Source organism: Pseudomonas sp. B21-010, from assembly GCF_024749325.1.
Lineage (GTDB): Bacteria > Pseudomonadota > Gammaproteobacteria > Pseudomonadales > Pseudomonadaceae > Aquipseudomonas > Aquipseudomonas kilonensis.
In genome coordinates, this window is sequence record NZ_CP087198.1 from 4,350,037 (window position 1) to 4,368,674 (window position 18,638).

Genomic DNA, 18,638 nt, shown 5'->3' on the forward strand with positions numbered 1-18,638 from the left:
CCCCACGCTATGAAAGTCCACCTGACCCTCCTGGCCGCCAGCCTGTTGCTGGCGGCCTGCGCCACCCCTGCGTCGGCGCCGGACAGCGGCCTCCAACCGCCACCGGCCTGGCAGAACCTCGATACACCCAGCGCCCGGGCGGATAACCAGCAATGGTGGACGCACTTCGGCAGCCCGCAATTGAACCGCTTGATCGAGCAGGCGCGCCTGGACAGCCACGACCTGGCCGCGGCCATGGCCCGAGTGCGCCAGGCCGAGGCCAGCGCCGTGATCGCCGGCGCACCGTTGCTGCCAGCGGTCACGGCCGGGCTCAACGGCAATCGCCAGGAATTGCTACGGGGCAAGGGCTACAGCCAGCTGGATGTGGATCGGAACAACCGCACCATCGATTACTACGACGCCAACCTCAGTGCCACTTATGAGCTGGATTTCTGGGGCGGCAAACGGGCGGCCCGGGACAGTGCGTTGAAGACGTTGGCGGCCAGCCAGTTCGACCGCGCGACGGTGGAGTTGACCCTGCTCAGCGGCGTCGCCAACAGCTACACCCAGGCCTTGTCCCTGCGCGAGCAACAGCGCATCGCCGAACAGAACCTGGGCAACGCCCAACGCGTGCTCGACCTGGTGCAGACCCGCTACGACGCCGGCAGTGCCACAGCCCTGGAACTGTCCCAGCAAAAAAGCCTGGTGGCGGCCCAGCAACGCCGCTTGCCCCAGGTGCAGCAACAAGCCCGGGAAGCGTTGATCACCCTGGCGACGCTGCTGGGGCAACCGGTGCAGTCGGTCACACTCGACGACGACAGTTTCGACCGCCTGCACTGGCCGGCCATCGACGCTGGCGTGCCCAGCCAATTGCTGAGCCGCCGCCCGGACATCGCCGCCGCCGAAGCCCGCCTCGCCGCCGCCCAGGCCGACATCACCGTGGCCCGCGCCGCCATGCTGCCCAGCGTGACCCTGGGCCTGAGCCTGGGCACTGGCGCCGACATCGCCGACCAATTGCTGCGCAACAACTTCTACAACCTCAGCGCCGGTTTGGCCGCGCCAATCTTCAACAACGGCCGCCTGAGCGCCGAACGCGACCGAGCCACCGCGCGTCAGGAGGAACTACTCGAGCTGTACCGCGCCGCCATCATCAACGGCTTCGCCGACGTCGAAAAAGCCCTGAACGGCATCAACGGCCTGGACCGCCAACGGCAATGGCAAAGCGAAGAACTGCACCAGGCCCAGACCGCCTTCGACATCGCCCAACGCCGCTACCAGGCCGGCGCCGAAGACCTGCTCACCGTACTGGAAACCCAACGCACCCTCTTCGCCGCCCAGGACATGAACGTGCAATTGCGATTGGCGCGGGTGCAGGCGAGCGTAGCGCTGTACAGGGCGTTGGGTGGGGGTTGGCGGGTGATGTAGGCCCCAGGCTCATCTTTCGATCGTTCCCACGCTCCGCGTGGGAATGCCTCTACGGACGCTCTGCGTTCGGCTCTCTGGGACGCGGAGCGTCCCCGGCTGCGTTCCCACGCGGAGCGTGGGAACGATCAGTAATGGTGTTCGGCTTTGGCTCTGTTTATCCGGCCATGTAGGAGTCCCGAGCGAGGCTACGTTGCCTTGCGTCATTGCCTACAACTACGCCAGAATCCGCCGGCTTGTGCGCTTGGCTCGTGGCTTTTACTGTTTCCGGGTCGCTGATTTCAGCGATCGGGTTTGGTAGCCCGCGAGTCAACTAGGCGCAAGCGCCACCTTCTACAGATGCTCTCTCGCGCCTGTGTCATGGTGGCCGTGCGCAGGGCGTCTTCGGGCGCGCCGGGTTCCTAGTGCTCCGGTCTACCAACCCGCGTACGGCCACCACCCAATCGTTTGGTAGCGAGGGTGACGAGTCCAAAAAACTCAACGAAGCCGCCGACCGCGCCCTCGCCTCGGTCAATGCCATGGCCAACGAACTGGCCTTTGATTTGGAAGGCGCGCGACGGAGTTTTGCCCTGGGGATCCAGCAGATGGTCGAGCTGAGTGAGTTGCTGGCGAACCGCGCACTGGACATCGCTACGCCGCGATAAGCGCCCGAGTCATTGTGCTGAGCTACGTCCCGTAGGAGCTGACGAGTGCAACGAGGCTGCGATCTTTCCCCTGACGCTTGAATCCCAAGCAAAAGATCAAAAGATCGCAGCCTTCGGCAGCTCCTACAGGGTGCAGCCCAGCGGGAGCAAGCGTCCTCGCCACAAAAGCAGCCATCCATATAGCCCAGGTTCGATCGTTCCCACGCTCCGCGTGGGAATGCCTCTACGGACGCTCTGCGTTCGGCCCTTTGGGACGCGGAGCGTCCCTGGCTGCATTCCCACGCAGAGCGTGGGAACGATCAGTAATATCTGACCCACTGAGGTGCTGGCCATTGGGGCCGCTTCGCAGCCCAGCGGGAGCAAGCTCCCTCACCACAAAAGCAGTCATTCACACAGCCCAGGTTCGGTCAGTACGGGCCAGGGTTCACACCGGTTTGGATTTTAGATTACGCGCATACCACGGCCGCTGCGGCACGCGGCGGAACAGTTCGGAGAGCTTTTTATCATCGCTGCCGAAGGTGATGCGCAGGGCCAGTTTCATGGTTTCCGGGTCCATCTCCACCGAACGTCCAACCTGCAACCCCGGCGTGGTGCTGCAACCGTGGGTGTCCGGGCCCAGCCAGGGATCGGCGATTTCGACCCAACGACCCGGGGCGTACCAGGGCACGCCGTTGACGTCGAGCCGGCTCACTTCGCCCGGATGGAAACGCTCGTGGGCGCGGAACCAGTCTTCGAGGCGGTCGTCGATCCAGCCGTGGAAGGCCCAGAACACCGGGCTCACGTGGGAGGAAAACGGATCACCGAGGAAGTCGTTTTCCGCGGCGAACCAGCGCTGGGCGAAGTCGTCCGGGTCGCGGGCGAACGGCACCGGGTGACCGTTGGAAGGGTCACGCGGCACCGAGGCCCAGCGCATGTGCAACCAGTCGTGCAGGCCCAATTCCACTTCCGAACCGAACTGGCCCAAGGTCAGTTTCGCCAGGTAGCGCGGGTCGCGGTAGCGCGATTCCCAGACCTGGAAATTGCTGTGGTAGGTCTCGGCGGTCTTGATGTCGCTGACCCACTGGGCGTACTGCGCGTCGCCATCGGCCAGCCAGGTCGGCGGCAAGGCCGTGCCATCGTGGTTATCGAGGTAGCGGGCGAACCCAAGGCGATCGCGTTCCAGCTCCGGTTGCGGCAAGGGAAAGCGCGGCCACGATGGCAGCGGCTGGAACGAACGGGCGGTGCCGAGCATGTGCCGGTGCATGAAAAAGAAGTCCACACCCGAGCCATTGCGATCCTTGCGCGGGCCGCGGGCATCACGCTCCTGGTCCCGCGGGCCGGGCTGCCAGCCAATGCCACGCAGGGCATTGCGCTTGTCCTCGTCCAGGGTGTGCCATTTGTCCCGCGTGGCATGCCAGAGCTGGTGGAACAGCCGATGCTCGGGCGACACCAGCCAGGCCAGCAACGGCGGGCTCAGCGGCGTGCGCTCCCGGGCCTCGGGGAAGCGTTGCTTGAGGGCGATGAAATGATTGTCCTGTTCAGGCAGCGCCATGGGACGGTCCAGGCGCAACACCCGACCGCTGAGGGTGGCGCTGCCGGCATTGCCGAAGCCGGCCCAGACTTCGTCCAGGGTCATGATGCATTCATAGTCCGGCGCGTCCTGGCGAGCACTCATCAGCCGCCAACTCAGTTGCTTCGGGTCGGTGCCGGCCAGGTCGCCCAACACTCGGTAACGCGGCTCTTCGGCGCCACGCAAGCGTTCGGCGGTGTCGAGGTAGCCCACCAGGCCACGGCCCCTGTGGCCGATATCGAGGAATAGTTGCAAATCGTCCCGCGGCAAGCCTTCGAGACCGGCGTCACGGCCGGTGAAACGGAGCGTCCAGATGCCCCGCAACGTATCGGCGCGGCGCTGGCCCGCTACGTCAGCCACGTCGAACGAGGCCTCGCCGGGGGTGATGGTCGGGTCCGGCCGGGTCAGTTCGCGATGCCCGTAATACACCGCAGGCACGGCGGCACCGGTCAGCGCCAGGCCTGCCATGAACCATCGTCGAGAAATCGTCATTGCCTTACCTGTGTCCAGCCCTGGAGCGGGCTTTATCCAAGCTAGAACGATGGGTGGGCTGACAAATTTATAGGCAGTTGTGAGGGCCTCATCGCGAGCAGGCTCGCTCCCACAATGGATCTGAGTCATTCGCAAGAGATGGGTGGGTTTCAAGGCCGCTATCGCGAGCAAGCTCGCTCCCACAGGGGGTCTGGGTATATTCAGCAGAAACAGGTCAACTGCAAGGTCGCCTCGCGAGCAAGCTTTGCTCCCACAGTGGAATTGGATGCGGTCCCCTGTGGGAGCGAGCTTGCTCGCGATGGCGGCCCCGAGAACACCTAAATTTCCCCGCCGATCACTCGTTCTCCCCAGATAGCAAAGGCCCCCGCGCCTGTCCTTCCAAGGCGAACCTGACTGAGATCGGCAATGACAACACCACGTTCGAAAAAGGCTCTTTTCATCGGCCTGCCCCTGGCCCTGGCGTTGACCGTGGGTGCGGGCGTCGCGGCTTGGGACCACTGGTGGCGGGATAACCCCGGCTACCCAGTCAAGGTGATGAAAGAGGCCAGGGAACTGCACGAGCGCCTGCTGTCCTTCGACAGCCACATCACCGTGCCACTGGACTTCGGCACCGCCGGCAACGAAGCCGACAAGGACGGCAGCGGCCAGTTCGACCTGGTGAAAGCCAACCGCGGGCAATTGTCCGGCGCGGCCCTGACGATCTTCGGCTGGCCGGAGTTGTGGAACGGACCCAACGCCCCGCACAAGCCCACCGCCGGCTTCGTCGAGGAAGCGCGCAACCAGCAGGAGGTGCGCTACAAAATCATCACCGGCCTGGTCCGGGACTTTCCCAACCAGGTCGCCATCGCCTACACCCCGGATGATTTCCGCCGCCTGCACGGCGAAGGCAAGTTCGCGATCTTCATCAGTATGCTCAACGCCTATCCCCTCGGCCATGACCTGAGCCTGCTGGACCTGTGGACCGCGCGAGGCATGCGCATGTTCGGCTTCAGCTACATCGGCAACAACGACTGGGCCGACTCCTCCCGTCCGCTGCCGTTCTTCAACGATTCGCCCGACGCCCTCGGCGGCCTGTCGGACATCGGCAAGCAAGCGGTGACGCGCCTGAACGACCTGGGCGTGATCATCGACGTGTCGCAAATGTCGACCCCGGCCCTGGAGCAAGTCGCGCAACTGAGCCGCACGCCGCTGGTGGCCTCCCATTCGGCGCCACGGGCGATGGTCGACATTCCACGCAACCTCAGCGACAAGGAAATGCAACTGATCAAGGCCAGCGGCGGCGTAGTGCAGGTCGTCGGTTTCTCCCAATACCTGCGGCCGCTGACGCAAAAGACCCAGGACAAGCTCAACGCCCTGCGCGAACGCTTCGACCTGTCGCCGCTGCCCAACCTGGCGATGGCGCTGATGCCCGGCGACCCGATCATCGCCGCCTGGCCGGAACAGAAATTCGGCGAATACGCCGGCCAGCTCTACGGCATCCTCGAAGAGGAACCCAAGGCCAGCCTCAAGGACCTGGGCGATGCCATCGACTACACCGTGCGCAAGATCGGCATCGACCACGTCGGCATCAGCTCGGACTTCAACGAAGGCGGCGGTGTGAAGGGCTGGGAGAACGTCGGCGACATCCGCAACGTCACCGCCGAACTGCTGACCCGCGGCTACTCCGAAGCCGACATCGCCAAACTGTGGGGCGGCAATTTCCTGCGGGTCTGGGACCAGGTCCAGAAAGCCGCCCGCCCCGCCCTCGCCTCGACCCAGAAGACCGTCCAGCCATGAATGAACGTCGCACTTTCCTGAAGCAGGCCGGGATCCTCGCCGCCGGCCTGCCGCTCGCTGCCAGCCTGCCCGCCACGGCCAGTGCCGCTCCACTGCCACCGCTGCCGAAGGACAAATGGGCGCAACTGCGCTCGTTGTTCAACCAGGACCCGGACTATCTGCACTTCTCCAATTTCCTGGTCACCACCCACCCGCGCCCGGTGCGCGAGGCCATCGACCGGCACCGCGCCGCCCTGGATAAAAACCCGGGGCTGTTGATGGACTGGGACCTGGGCGTAACCGAAGAACGCGAGGAAAACGTCCGCAGCTGGGCCGGCCGCTACCTGCAAGCGAGCCCGAAACAGATCGCCCTCACCGGTAGCACCACCGAAGGCCTGTCGATCATCTACGGCGGCGTCCACGTGGCGGCCGACCAGGAAATCCTCACCACCGTCCACGAACACTACGCCACCCACACCATTCTCGACCTGCGCACCCAACGGACTGGCACACGGGTGCGCAAGATCAAGCTGTTCGAGAAGGCCCACGACGCCAGCCATGAACAGATCCTCACGGCCATCGACCGCAACATCCGCCCCGAAACCCGGGTGCTGGGCATGACCTGGGTGCATTCGGGCAGCGGCGTGAAGCTGCCGATCGACAAGATCGGCGCCCTGGTGGACAAGCACAACCAGGGCCGCAGCGAAGAGCAGCGGATCATTTACGTGGTGGACGGCGTGCACGGTTTCGGCGTCGAAGACCTCAGCTTCCCCGCCATGAATTGCGACTTTTTCATCGCCGGCACCCACAAGTGGATGTTCGGCCCGCGCGGCACCGGCCTGGTGTGCAGCCGCAGCGAAGAGCTCAAGTACGTCACACCGATCATTCCAACGTTCTCTGAGGCCACGGCGTTTTCCACCACCATGACGCCGGGTGGCTACCACGCCTTCGAGCATCGCTGGGCGGCGGACGAGGCGTTCAAGTTGCACCTGCAACTGGGCAAGGCCGAGGTGCAGGCGCGCATCCATGCCCTCAACAGCTATTTGAAAAAACAGCTGGTGGCACAGCCGCAGATCGAACTGGTCACCCCGCTGAGCCCCGACCTGTCCGCCGGTTTCACCTTCTTCCGAGTCAAGGGCCGCGACAGCGACGAGGTCGCCGCCTACCTGATGAAGAACCGCGTAATCGCCGACGCCGTGCACCGCGATGCGGGGCCGGTGGTCCGCACCGCGCCGGGGCTGCTCAACACCGAAGCCGAGATCGATCGCTTCATGGGCTTGCTGGGCAAGACACTCTGAACCTGACTTATCGAGAGAGATGGATGAACAGTTTTTCGCTGAAGCTACTCCCGACACTGGCCGTCGCCGTCCTGCTGCCCTCCGGCGCCCAGGCCTCGCAAGCGGGCCAGGTCTTTCGTGACTGCAAGGACTGCCCGGAAATGGTCGTGCTGCCCACCGGCACCTTCCAGATGGGCACCCCGGAAAACGAAGTAGGCCGCGAGCCCGACGAAGGCCCGATGCACCCGGTGACGTTCGCCAAGCCGCTGGCGATCAGTCGCTTCCAGGTGCTCAAGGGTGAATGGTTCGCCTACCTGCGCGACACCGGCTACACGATGCCCGACGGCGATGAGCGCCCCGGCCGCGCCTGCAAGGCCGGCATTCCGGACTACCAGGGCAGCGACCCACGCAAGCAATACACCGACCGGCACCCGGCGGTGTGCATGGATTTCGCCGAGGCCAATGCCTACGTCGCGTGGCTGTCGAAAAAAACCGGCAAACACTACCGGCTGGTCAGCGAGTCCCTGCGCGAGTACGCGGCACGCGGCGGCAGCACCGGCCCGTTCCCCTTCCCGTTCGATGAAGGCAAGGAGTACAGCATCGCCCAGCACGCCAACACCTACGGCGCGGCCGACGGCTACAACTTCACCGCCCCGGCCGGCAGCTTCGCGCCCAACGCCTTCGGCGTGTATGACATGCACGGCAACATCTACGAATGGACCGCCGATTGCTACAACGAAAACTATGTGGGCGCCCCGAGCGACGGCAGCGCGTGGCTGACCGGCAAGTGCGAATTCAAACGCATCCGTGGCAATGATTGGGGCGAGGCGCCGGTGTTCTCCCGCTCCGGCAACCGCAACGCGCTGGTGCCCGGCGATCGCGGCGACTGGATCGGTTTTCGGGTGGCGCGGGATATGTGAAGACGCCTCGCCGATGCACTTGAAGGCCGGCTTTTGTGGCGAGGGAGCTTGCTCCCGCTCGGTTGCGCAGCGACCGCAAAATCCAGGGGCCGCTGCGCAGCCCAGCGGGAGCAAGCTCCCTCGCCACAATAATGTGTGTCAGGCGGCTCCTCGCTAAATCCCCTTCCCCTCCAATCGTTCTACAGGTGGGCGCGCCCCAACCGGCGTGCCGCCGTCCTCCAGCCCATGCGGTGAACGCCCGCGATGGCCTTCGCCCTTTTTCATCTAGCAGGGAAACCTCCATGAGCCAACCAAAACGCGGGGTGATCACTGAATTGTTCACCCTGCTCAAACCCTTCCGGCTGATTGTCGTGGGCTCCATCCTCTTGGGCATGTTGGGCGGCCTGAGCATCACTGCCCTGCTGGCAACCATCAACGACGCCCTGAACGCCGCCACAACGCCCACGTTCCAGATGCTGGCGACGTTCGCGGGGCTTTGCGCGGCAGCGCTGCTGACCTCGATTCTTTCAGACATCGGCACCAACCATGTCGGCCAGAACATCATCGCCGAGCTGCGTAAATCCCTGGGCAAGAAAGTCTTGCTGGCCCCCATCGAACAGATCGAACGCTATCGCAGCCATCGGCTCATCCCGGTATTGACCCACGACGTCAACACCGTCAGCGACTTCGCGTTTTCCTTCGCGCCACTGGCCATCGCCTTCACGGTCACCCTCGGTTGCCTGGGCTACCTGGCCTACCTGTCAGTGCCGATGTTTTTGCTGTTGCTGGTGGCACTGGTCATCGGCACGGTCGTGCAATACCTGGCTCGCGCCCGTGGCATCAGGGGTTTCGAAGACGCCCGTGAGGCCGAAGACGCGCTGCAGAAACACTACGGCGCTATCGCCGCCGGGGCCAAGGAATTGCGCATTCATCGCCCACGCCGCCAGCGCATGTTCAGCCAGCGCATCGAAGCGACCGCCGATTACATCTGCGACACCAACATCCGCTCGGTCAATACATTCGTGGTGGCCAAGACGTTCGGCTCGATGCTGTTTTTTGTGGTCATCGGCCTGGTCCTGGCCCTGCAATCGCTGTGGCTGGGCACGGACCGGGTGGTGCTCAGCGGTTTCGTGCTGGTGCTGTTGTACATGAAGGGCCCGCTGGAATACCTGGTGATGACGTTGCCGGTGATCAGCCGGGCGAACGTTGCGTTCAAGCGCATTGCCGAACTGGCCGAGCAGTTTTCCTCACCGGAACCGCATCTGCTGCTCAACGACAAGCACCTATGCAAACCAACGATCCAGCACCTTGAGTTGCGCGATGTGCACTACGCCTTCCCGGTGGTCGAAGGCAGCCAACCCTTCGCCCTGGGACCGGTCAACCTGTCCATCGCCCAGGGTGACATCGTGTTCATCGTCGGTGAAAACGGTGGCGGCAAGACCACGCTGATCAAGCTGCTGCTGGGCCTCTACTTCCCCCAGGGCGGCGCAATCCTCCTCGACGGCGCGCCGGTAGGGGCCGCTCAACGGGACGATTATCGCCAGTTGTTCACGACGATTTTTGCCGACTACTACCTGTTCGACGAGCTGGTCCAGGGCGACCAGCAGGTGCCCAAAGACGCCAACCGCTACCTGGAACGCCTGGAAATCGCTCATAAGGTCAGTATTCAGGACGGCGCCTTCAGCACTACCGACCTCTCCACCGGCCAACGCAAACGCCTGGCTTTGCTCAACGCCTGGCTTGAGGAGCGTCCAGTGCTGGTGTTCGACGAATGGGCCGCCGACCAGGATCCGGTGTTCCGGCGCGTGTTCTATACCGAACTGCTGCCGGAACTGAAGGCGCTGGGCAAAACCATCATTGTCATCTCCCATGACGACCGCTATTTCGACATCGCCGATCAACTGGTCCGCATGCAGGCCGGTCAGGTGGTCAGTGAAAAATCTGCGGCGGCTTTTGCCTGAACCCGTCCGACGCAATGCTGTTTATCGAGAACACCATGAACGAACTGCTAGATGATGATCTGCTGATGCTGCTGCTCGACGATGTCGCCGGCGACATGCACGCCAGCGCCAGCCGCCGGCTGGACCGCGCGCCGTTGTCTTTCGCCCAGCAACGCTTGTGGCTGGAGCATCAGCGAGACCCGGCCCGTTCGGCCTACAACTTGCCGCGGGCGCTGCGCCTGACCGGCAGACTCGATGCCGACGCCCTGGAACAGGCGCTGAATCGGGTCATCGACCGACACGACATCCTGCGCACCGCGTTCAATGACCTCGACGGTGCGGCAGTCCAGGTCGTCGAGCGCAACGTCTGCCTCATCCTGCACCGGGAGGACCTCGGCGCGCTCGCCCCCCAGGCACGAGCCATGGCACTCTCACAGCGCATCGAGTTGCACGCCCGGCAACCGTTCGATCTCAGCCACGCGCCGCTGATGCGGGCGACGCTTCTGCGGCTGGGCAGCGACGAACATGTACTGCTGCTCAACATGCATCACATTGTCTCCGATGCCTGGTCCAACACGATCCTCATGCAGGACATGACCCAGGCCTACGCTCAGGCCTTGCTCGGTGATCCGTCACCGCTGCCACCGTTGTCCCTGCAATACGCCGACTACGCCACCCATCAGCGAGGCGAGTATTTGCACGGCACGGCCTGCCAGCGCAGCGGTGAATACTGGCGCCACTACCTGGGTCGCGACCTGCCCACGCTGGAACTGCCCCTGGATTTCCCCCGCACCGCCGGCCAGCAGCATAGGGCCGGACGTGTGCACGTAACACTTGCCCCCGCAGTGACCCGGGCCCTGGACGCGTTCTGCCAACACCAGGGCCTTTCGCCTTTCGTGGTGGCACTGGCTGCCTGGCAGCTGTTGCTGGGCCGGTACAGCAACCAGGACGATTTCACCGTCGGCGTGCCCAACGCCAACCGCAACAGCCATGAATGCCAGGACCTGGTGGGGTTCTTTGTCAGCAGCCAGGTGTATCGGACGCGGATCGACTCGACCCACAGCGTGTCGGATTTCCTGCGCAGTTTGCGCGCCCAGTCCCTCGCCGCGCTGGAACATGCCGACTACCCGCTGGAGCTGATCCTTGATCAACTGCAACGTCCCGGCGCACAGGGCTTGTTCCAGGTCTTGTTCAACTGGCGCACCGGCTCACCGCCCCTGACGATCTCGCCCAACGGCGAACTGGCCCTGGAGTTTCTCGATACAGGCGACAGCCAGGCCAAGTTCGACTTGTCGCTGGATGTCGATTATTCACAGCAGCAGATTCTGGCGACGTTCGAATACAGCCGTGATCTCTACCGCACTGAAACCATCGAGCGCATGGCCGGCCACTGGCAAAACCTGTTGCAGGACCTGATCGAAACCCCTGAACGCGCCCTCGGCGAATTGCAATTGCTGAGCGCTGAGGAACGGCAACACACCCTGCACGACTGGAACCGCCAGCCCACCCGACTGCCTTGCGAACAGTGCCTGCACCAGTTAATCGAGGCCCATGCCGCCGCCACGGGTGACGCCACGGCACTGACCTTTGAAGGGCAGCACATGAGCTATGCCGAGCTCAATCGACAGGCCAATCAACTGGCCCATCGGCTGATCGAGCAAGGCGTCGGGCCCGACGTGCTGGTCGGCATCGCCGCCGAGCGTACGCCGCAAATGATCATTGGCCTGTTGGCGATTCTCAAGGCCGGTGGCGCGTACGTGCCGCTGGACCCGGCCTACCCGGCCGATCGCCTGGCCTACATGATCCAGGACAGTGGCGTGACGCAGATCCTGACCCAGGCTCATCTGCGTGAATCGTTGGCGTTGCCAGCCGACATGAACTGTTTGTCGCTCGACCCCGTCGAGATCGAGGGCGACTATCCCGAACACAATCCGGATGTGCCGATGCACCCGGATAACCTGGCGTATGTGATTTACACCTCCGGCTCGACCGGCCAGCCCAAAGGCGCATTGCTGACGCACCACAACGTCAGCCGATTGTTCCGGGCCACTGACCGCTGGTTCAGCTTCGATCACCAGGACGTCTGGTGCCTGTTCCATTCCTATGCCTTCGACTTTTCCGTGTGGGAAATTTTCGGTGCGTTGCTGCACGGCGGCCGACTGGTCATCGTGCCCCACGCGGTGAGTCGTTCGCCGCAGGAGTTCTACGCCCTGGTTTGCCAAGAACACGTCACCGTGCTCAACCAGACGCCCTCGGCGTTCAGGTCGTTGCTAAAAGTCGCCTGCGAGCCTCATCAGCCGCTTGGTCACCGGCTGCGCCAGGTCATTTTTGGCGGCGAAGCCATCGATGTGCAGAGTTTGCGCCCCTGGTTCGAACGTTTCGGCGACCAGTCGCCTCGATTGATCAACATGTATGGCATCACGGAAACGACCGTCCATGTCACCTGGCGACCGCTGTCGATCGACGACTTGAACAGCGAGACCGCGAGCCCTATCGGCCAGCCCATCGTCGACCTGTCCTGGTATGTGCTCGACGCGCACCTGAACCCGGTCCCCAAGGGCTGCATCGGTGAGCTGCATGTCGGTCGGGCCGGCCTGGCCCGTGGTTACCACCAACGCGCCGACCTGACCGCCAGCCGCTTTATCCCCGACCCGTTCGATCCGCTGCCGGGTGGTCGCCTGTATCGCACCGGCGACCTGGCACGTTATGGCAGCGACGGCAGCATCGAATACATCGGGCGCCTGGATCACCAGGTCAAGATCCGCGGATTCCGCATTGAATTGGGCGAAATCCAGGCACGTTTGCAAGCGCTGCCGGCGGTCCGGGATTGTGTCGTATTGACCCATGAAGGCCCGGCCGGCCTGCAACTGGTCGCTTATGTGATTGCCACGCAAGCGTTCATGAGTGGGTTACGCGAAGGTCTGTTGGCCGCCCTCAAAGCGCAGTTGCCGGACTACATGGTGCCCAGTCACCTGGTGTTCATCGATCACTTGCCGCTCAATGCCAATGGCAAGCTCGACCGCAAGGCCTTGCCGGAACCGGACGCGCGTCTTCGGCAGACCGATTACGTGGCGCCGCGTACTCAATTGGAACAGGCGCTGGCGCAGCTCTGGCAAGAATCCCTCAGGGTTGAGCGCGTGGGGATCAACGACAGCTTCTTTGAACTGGGTGGGCATTCGATCCTGGCGATTGAGCTGATCGCCAACCTCAAGGCACGCCTGAACATCACCGTGCGTCTGCAGGCGCTGCTGGCCAACCCGAGCATCGCGGAGCTGGCACTGTTCATTTCCCAGGAGCATCGGCAGCAGACTCAGTGTCTTGTTCCCTTGAACACCGCTCCCACCAATGCGCCGCAGTTGTTTTGCCTGCATCCCAGCGGTGGCATCGTGTTCTGCTACCAACCCTTGGCGCGCAAACTCAAACACCGGGCAAGCGTCAGCGGCGTCATGCACCGCGGCTTCAGCGAACCCCATGCGAGTCCTGAGGACTGGCGCGAGATGATTGCCGATTACAGCCGGGAAATCGTCAGCGCCCAACCCCAAGGCCCGTATTACCTGATGGGCTGGTCCCTGGGCGGAACCATCGCGCTGGACATCGCCGCGTCGCTGGAAAACCAGGGCCACACCGTCAGCTTCCTCGGCCTGGTGGACGCCACGATTCCTGAACATCTGTACCCGGCAACCTTGTCGCGTCATCGGCATTTGCCAGGCGCGGAGCAAGCCGACCCGGCCTCCCAGGATCTGCTCGAGGCCATCGAATACTTCGACCTGCTGTTTCCAACCCTCACCGAACGCACGGCGGCATACCGGCAAGAACACCCCGCCAGCACGGTCCAGGCCTTCCATGAGTGGGCCGCCAGCCAGATCGAGCCGGGCCGGGGCGACTTGCTGTCGATCGTGCAGAGCGTCAAGGATGAAGTCATGAACGCCCAGGCGTTCTCGGTGCATGACCGGTTGCTCAAAGCCTTTGACGGGTTCACCTTCAAACCAGTCCAGGTACGTCCCAGTTGCTGGTGGACACAGGCGGAAAAAACCCCTGGGGAACTGGCATTCTGCGAAGCCTTGATCAAGGGCTATAGCCTGACGGGTGAGCTGCAATGCTCGATGCATTCCCCGTTGCGTCATCGCAGCATGATTTTTGATGATGTGTTGCTGGATTCACTGGTCGAGGTTTTTCTGGCCAGTACGGTGGAAGGGAAATAGCGCCAATAGACGATACGGTGGCAAGGTCGCTTTTGTGGCGAGGGAGCTTGCTCCCGCTGGGCTGCGCAGCAGACCCAAAGGCGCGAACTCAATTTGCCTGACACACTGGGTTGCCGGATTTCAGGGGTGGTGTGTATATCCGTTTCTTCGGTAACGGCGGCTTAGGGTTCCGCCCTGACGGCGGGTCACTTTTGAGAAGCCCGGGAGCCGGCCCAGTCAAAAGTAACCAAAACGCTCATGCCCCACCACTTGGTGCCTCGCTTAGGCTCGGCATGCCCTCACTCCGGCATTGCTCCGTGGGCCCGCCGCGAAGGGCCATCCATGGCCCAGCGCGGCTAACCCGGCATCCATGCCGGGTTACCCACTCCACAATGCCTGCGTTCGGCCAGCGTGGTTAACGGGGCGCCGAGATCAACGTCCACCGCGAGGCGGCCTAGTAGCCGACCTGGTTCTAGGTGACCGCGTTTCCCCTGTGGGAGCGAGCTTGCTCGCGATGAGGCCAGTACATCCACCATCTTCATCGACTGTAGCCCCGCCTTCGCGAGCAAGCTCGCTCCCACATTGGATCTTCTGCAGACACAATATCCGTGTGCACCCGGGGTCCTTCTGTGGGAGCGAGCCTGCTCGCGATGAGGCCAGCACATCCAACCTCTTCATCGACTGTGACACCGCCTTCGCGAGCAAGCTCGCTCCCACATTGGATCTTCAGCAGCCACAATATCCGTATGCATACAGAGTCCTTCTGTGGGAGCGAGCTTGCTCGCGATGAGGCCAGCCCATTCAACATCTTCATCGACTGTGACACCGCCTTCGCGAGCAAGCTCGCTCCCACATTGGATCTTCAGCAGCCACAACATCCATATGCATACAGAGTCCTTCTGTGGGAGCGAGCTTGCTCGCGATGAGGCCAGCACATCCAACATCTTCATCGACTGTAACGCCGCCTTCGCGAGCAAGCTCGCTCCCACATTGGACTTCAGCAGCCACAATATCCGTATGCACCCGGGGTCCTTCTGTGGGAGCGGGCTTGCTCGCGAAGAGGCCAGTACATCCAACATCTTCATCGACTGGAACGCCGCCTTCGCGAGCAGGCTCGCTCCCACATTGGAGCTTCTGCAGACACAATATCCGTATGCACCCGGGGTCCTTCTGTGGGAGCGAGCTTGCTCGCGATAACGCCGGCACATCCAACATCACCGTAAACTGACCCTCCGCTATCGCGAGCAAGCTCGCTCCCACAGGGGGAATGCGGTCCCACCCAGAACCAGGTCGGCTATCAGGCCGCCTCGTTTCGGACGTTGATCTCGGGCGCCCCGTTAACCACGATGGCCGAACGCAGGCATTGTGGAGTGGGCATCCCGGCATGGATGCCGGGATAGCCGCGCTGGGCCATGGATGGCCCTTCGCGGCGGGCCCACGGAGCAATGCCGGAGTGAGGGCATGCCGAGCCTAGGCGAGGCACCGAGTGGTGGGGCAGAAGCGTTTTGCTTACTTTTGCGCTTTTCAAAAGTGAGCCGCTGTAAGAGCGGAACCATAAGTGGCCGTTACCGCAGCAACGGATATACACACCACCCCATCCAAAAAAAGCCAAAAAAAACGGCGTTTCACATTTCTGAAGAAGCGCCGTTTTTTTAGTGACCAACACTACGCACAAGGCGGGTCTATTTCATTCCCGCGAGAATCAGAACTCCGGGGTGTACTTCACCGAGAACATCAAGTTGCGCGGATCACCGAAGTTGTTGTTGCCATCGAGCTGGTTGTAAGCGGACGTTATGTACGTCTTGTCAAACAGGTTGTTGGCATTGAGCGCCAAAGCGATTTCCGGCGTCAGCTGGTAGCCGATACGGGCATTCCACACGGTATAACCCGGTACGTCGGTCTTTTCTTGGTAAACCAGTGTGTGGCTTTGGGTGGTGAAGCCCAGGCCAGTGCTGACGCGGCTCCAGTCGCCGGTCAGTTGGTAATTGCCCCACACGCGCAGCATGTGTTTCGGCGTCCAGCTACTGTAGACACGCCCTTCATTTTCCGGGTCCTCCAGGTACTTGGTGGTGTTGTAGGTGTAGCCCGCGAACAACTGCAGATTGTCTATCACTTCACCACTGATTTCGGCATCGAAACCCTGGCTGCGCACTTTCCCCGAGGCAGTGGAGCAGTTCACGTCATTACAACCAGGGATGTCGGTGGCACGGTTCTCGTGATCGTAACGGAAGATGGCCAGGGAGGTATTGACCCGACCGTCCATCAGCTCACCCTTGAGGCCAACTTCGTAGTTGGTGCCTACGATAGGCTTGAGCACCGAACCGCTGGGGCTGACCTCGGTCTGGGGCTGGAACACATCGGTGTAGCTGGCGTAGACCGCCCACTCACGGCTCAGGTCATAGATGATGCCGCCGTAGGGCGTGACCACCCCGGTTTCAGTTGCGGTGCTTGGGTCGTTGCGTGTGATACCGGCCGAGTCTTGGGTTTTCGACTTGTAGCTGGACTCATACCAACTGACCCGAGACCCCAACACCAGCGTCAGATCATCGATCGGCTTGACGCGCCAGGTGCCATACACACCCTTCTGGCGGATATCGTATTTACTGAGGGTGCCTCGCCCGCCCGGGCTGTTGATCAGACTCTCATAGCTGATGTCCGGACGGTCATTGTTCAGGTCGAAGATGGAGTCGCTGGTATTGTTGAATGTACGGGCGAATTTATCATCCGTCTCCAACTGCGAGAAGTTGCCACCCAGCATGACTTCCTGTTCCATCGACAAGGCTTCGAACTTGCCGGTCAGGTTCATGTCCAGACCAGACTTCGTGGACTGGAAATCCGTCACGAAGTCGGCATATTGCACGCCACTGCCATCAGCCAAGAGACCACCCCCCCTTTGGACTCGCTGGTTCTTCGCCTGGTTATCTTCAGTCATGTACACAGCACCCACCTTGAACGCCCAGTCCTCGTTGAAGTGATGCTCCAGGTCGGTGTAGTAGGTGGTGACATCGATTTCAGAACGGTTCCAACGCGCACCCGTGTAGGTCGAACGCGACACGTCCGGCATCGAACCGTCGGCATAACGAGGCAGGCCACGGATGTTGCCGCGCGATTCGCCGTTGGATTGGCTGACGGCGAAGCCCAGGGTGGTGTCTTCGCTCAAGTCGACGTCCAACGCACCGTACAGCGAGTGAGTCTTTGTCCACGCATGGTCGACGAACGAATTGCTCTGGTCTTCGTCGACGACGACGCGGCCGCGAATGTTGCCGGCCTGGTTCAGCGGGCCGCCGGCGTCCAATTGCAGACCGTAGTGATCCCAGGAGCCGGCCCTGCCGGTCAGGGTCACGGTCGGTGCGCTCTGGCCACGCTTGCGCACCAGGTTGACGGCACCACCGGGGCTGCCAGTGCCTTGCAGCAGGCCGGCCGCGCCGCGCATGATTTCCAGGCGGTCGAAGAAGATCAGGTCTTGGGTCGCCCAGTTGCCCAGCGAATAGTTGTTACGTAGGATCGGCACACCATCGTATTGCCAATCGTCGATCTGGAAACCGCGGGACGACAGGATCATGCCTTGGCCAACGCCCTGCAGACCGACGATGCCGGTGGTCTGGTTGACGGCGTCCTTGAGGCTGACCAGGTTCTGGTCATCCATCTGCTTGCGCGTCATCACGGTGATCGACTGGGGAATTTCCTTGAGGGTGTGGGTGCCCTTGCCAATGGTCACGGCGTGACTGGTGTAGGTGTTACTGCCTTCGGTTGTCGCGTCCAACGCTTGTGCACTGATGGTGGTCGCACCCAGCTCAAGGCCTCCCGTGGCAGAACCGCGCACCAGCATCAGGGTATTGCCCTCAACGCTGTAACGCACCCCCGTGCCCTTGAGCAACTCGGCAATGGCCGCCTGCGGGCTCATCTTGCCGCTGACGCGGGTGCTCTTCAGGTCGGCCATATCTGCAGCGTTGTAGATCACTTGCTGGTTGGTCTGCTGACCGAACGCTTGCAGTGCCTGCGGCAGCGGTTGCGCAGGAATGTTGATGCTGACGTCTTCTGCCATCACCTGAGCGCTGAGGGGCAGTACGCAGACCAACCCCAGACCGGCCAACACCCGCCGCGAACGCAGGCCGCGGGACATGACGAGTGCCTTGAACAGAGGTTTCAACTCATGAATGGATGACATCGTGCTCTCTATTATTGGTAGAAGTAAAAGTCCATGGGGCCGAAGGGCCCGCCGCTCGCCAGCACACGTGAACCCGCACGGTCGATTGCCCCAAGGCAATGTCAGTGCGTGGCCGACCGGCCCCTCCCCGGGCACGGTCATCTGGCTGGAAGACGGCGAAATTTTTTCTGAACAAGCCCGGTGCCTGGACGTCCTGCCCGACCCGATTTGCCCACATACCTAAGTAAGACGCAGCACCTGCCAAAAACCGGAATGAGTTTATTTATCATTCGCGAAAAAGATTAAAAAAAAGGCCGGCGCTGTTGGGCGACGGCCTTTTGTTTCGTGTGATG

The 18,638-nt window shown here is 62.4% G+C and carries 8 protein-coding genes and 1 pseudogene; 7 read left to right on the forward strand and 2 right to left on the reverse strand.

The features are described 5' to 3' along the window. The first annotated feature begins 9 nt into the window (after window positions 1-9). Together LOY50_RS19180 and LOY50_RS19185 are read left to right on the forward strand one after the other, a co-directional pair. Window positions 10-1,404 (forward strand): efflux transporter outer membrane subunit, encoded by a 1,395-nt coding sequence (locus LOY50_RS19180; protein WP_258688879.1) that lies wholly within the window; start codon window positions 10-12, stop codon window positions 1,402-1,404. A 494-nt stretch (window positions 1,405-1,898) separates the two neighbouring features. Next, a pseudogene (locus LOY50_RS19185) lies at window positions 1,899-2,045 on the forward strand (DUF6124 family protein); the annotation flags it as partial. Window positions 2,046-2,469: 424 nt separating this feature from the next. Here the strand turns inward: LOY50_RS19185 and LOY50_RS19190 are convergent. Continuing rightward, entirely contained in the window at window positions 2,470-4,086 is a 1,617-nt protein-coding gene (locus LOY50_RS19190; protein ID WP_258688880.1) for a PvdJ/PvdD/PvdP-like protein, read from the reverse strand. A gap of 405 nt (window positions 4,087-4,491) precedes the next feature. On the opposite strand from LOY50_RS19190, the gene pvdM reads away from it, so the two are divergent. The 5 genes from pvdM to LOY50_RS19215 all read left to right on the forward strand — a co-directional run bounded on the left by pvdM (window position 4,492) and on the right by LOY50_RS19215 (window position 14,159). Further along, on the forward strand, window positions 4,492-5,862 hold the full coding sequence (gene pvdM / locus LOY50_RS19195) for a pyoverdine-tailoring dipeptidase-like protein PvdM (RefSeq protein WP_258688881.1): 1,371 nt from the start codon (window positions 4,492-4,494) through the stop codon (window positions 5,860-5,862). Further along, a complete protein-coding gene (locus tag LOY50_RS19200) occupies window positions 5,859-7,139 on the forward strand; it encodes an aminotransferase class V-fold PLP-dependent enzyme (RefSeq protein ID WP_258688882.1) in 1,281 nt (426 codons plus the stop codon). Before pvdM ends, LOY50_RS19200 begins: the two co-directional genes overlap by 4 nt. Before the next feature lie 23 nt (window positions 7,140-7,162). Next, window positions 7,163-8,038 (forward strand): formylglycine-generating enzyme family protein, encoded by an 876-nt coding sequence (locus LOY50_RS19205; RefSeq protein WP_253476642.1) that lies wholly within the window; start codon window positions 7,163-7,165, stop codon window positions 8,036-8,038. A gap of 281 nt (window positions 8,039-8,319) precedes the next feature. After that, the gene (locus LOY50_RS19210) at window positions 8,320-9,978 is read left to right on the forward strand and encodes a cyclic peptide export ABC transporter (protein ID WP_258688883.1); all 1,659 of its coding nucleotides are present in this window, start codon (window positions 8,320-8,322) and stop codon (window positions 9,976-9,978) included. A gap of 35 nt (window positions 9,979-10,013) precedes the next feature. Then, window positions 10,014-14,159, forward strand: a complete 4,146-nt coding sequence (locus LOY50_RS19215; protein WP_258688884.1) for an amino acid adenylation domain-containing protein — start codon at window positions 10,014-10,016, stop codon at window positions 14,157-14,159. Window positions 14,160-15,840: 1,681 nt separating this feature from the next. Here the strand turns inward: LOY50_RS19215 and LOY50_RS19220 are convergent. Continuing rightward, window positions 15,841-18,306, reverse strand: a complete 2,466-nt coding sequence (locus tag LOY50_RS19220; protein ID WP_258688885.1) for a TonB-dependent receptor — start codon at window positions 18,304-18,306, stop codon at window positions 15,841-15,843. Between the last annotated feature and the right edge of the window lie 332 nt (window positions 18,307-18,638).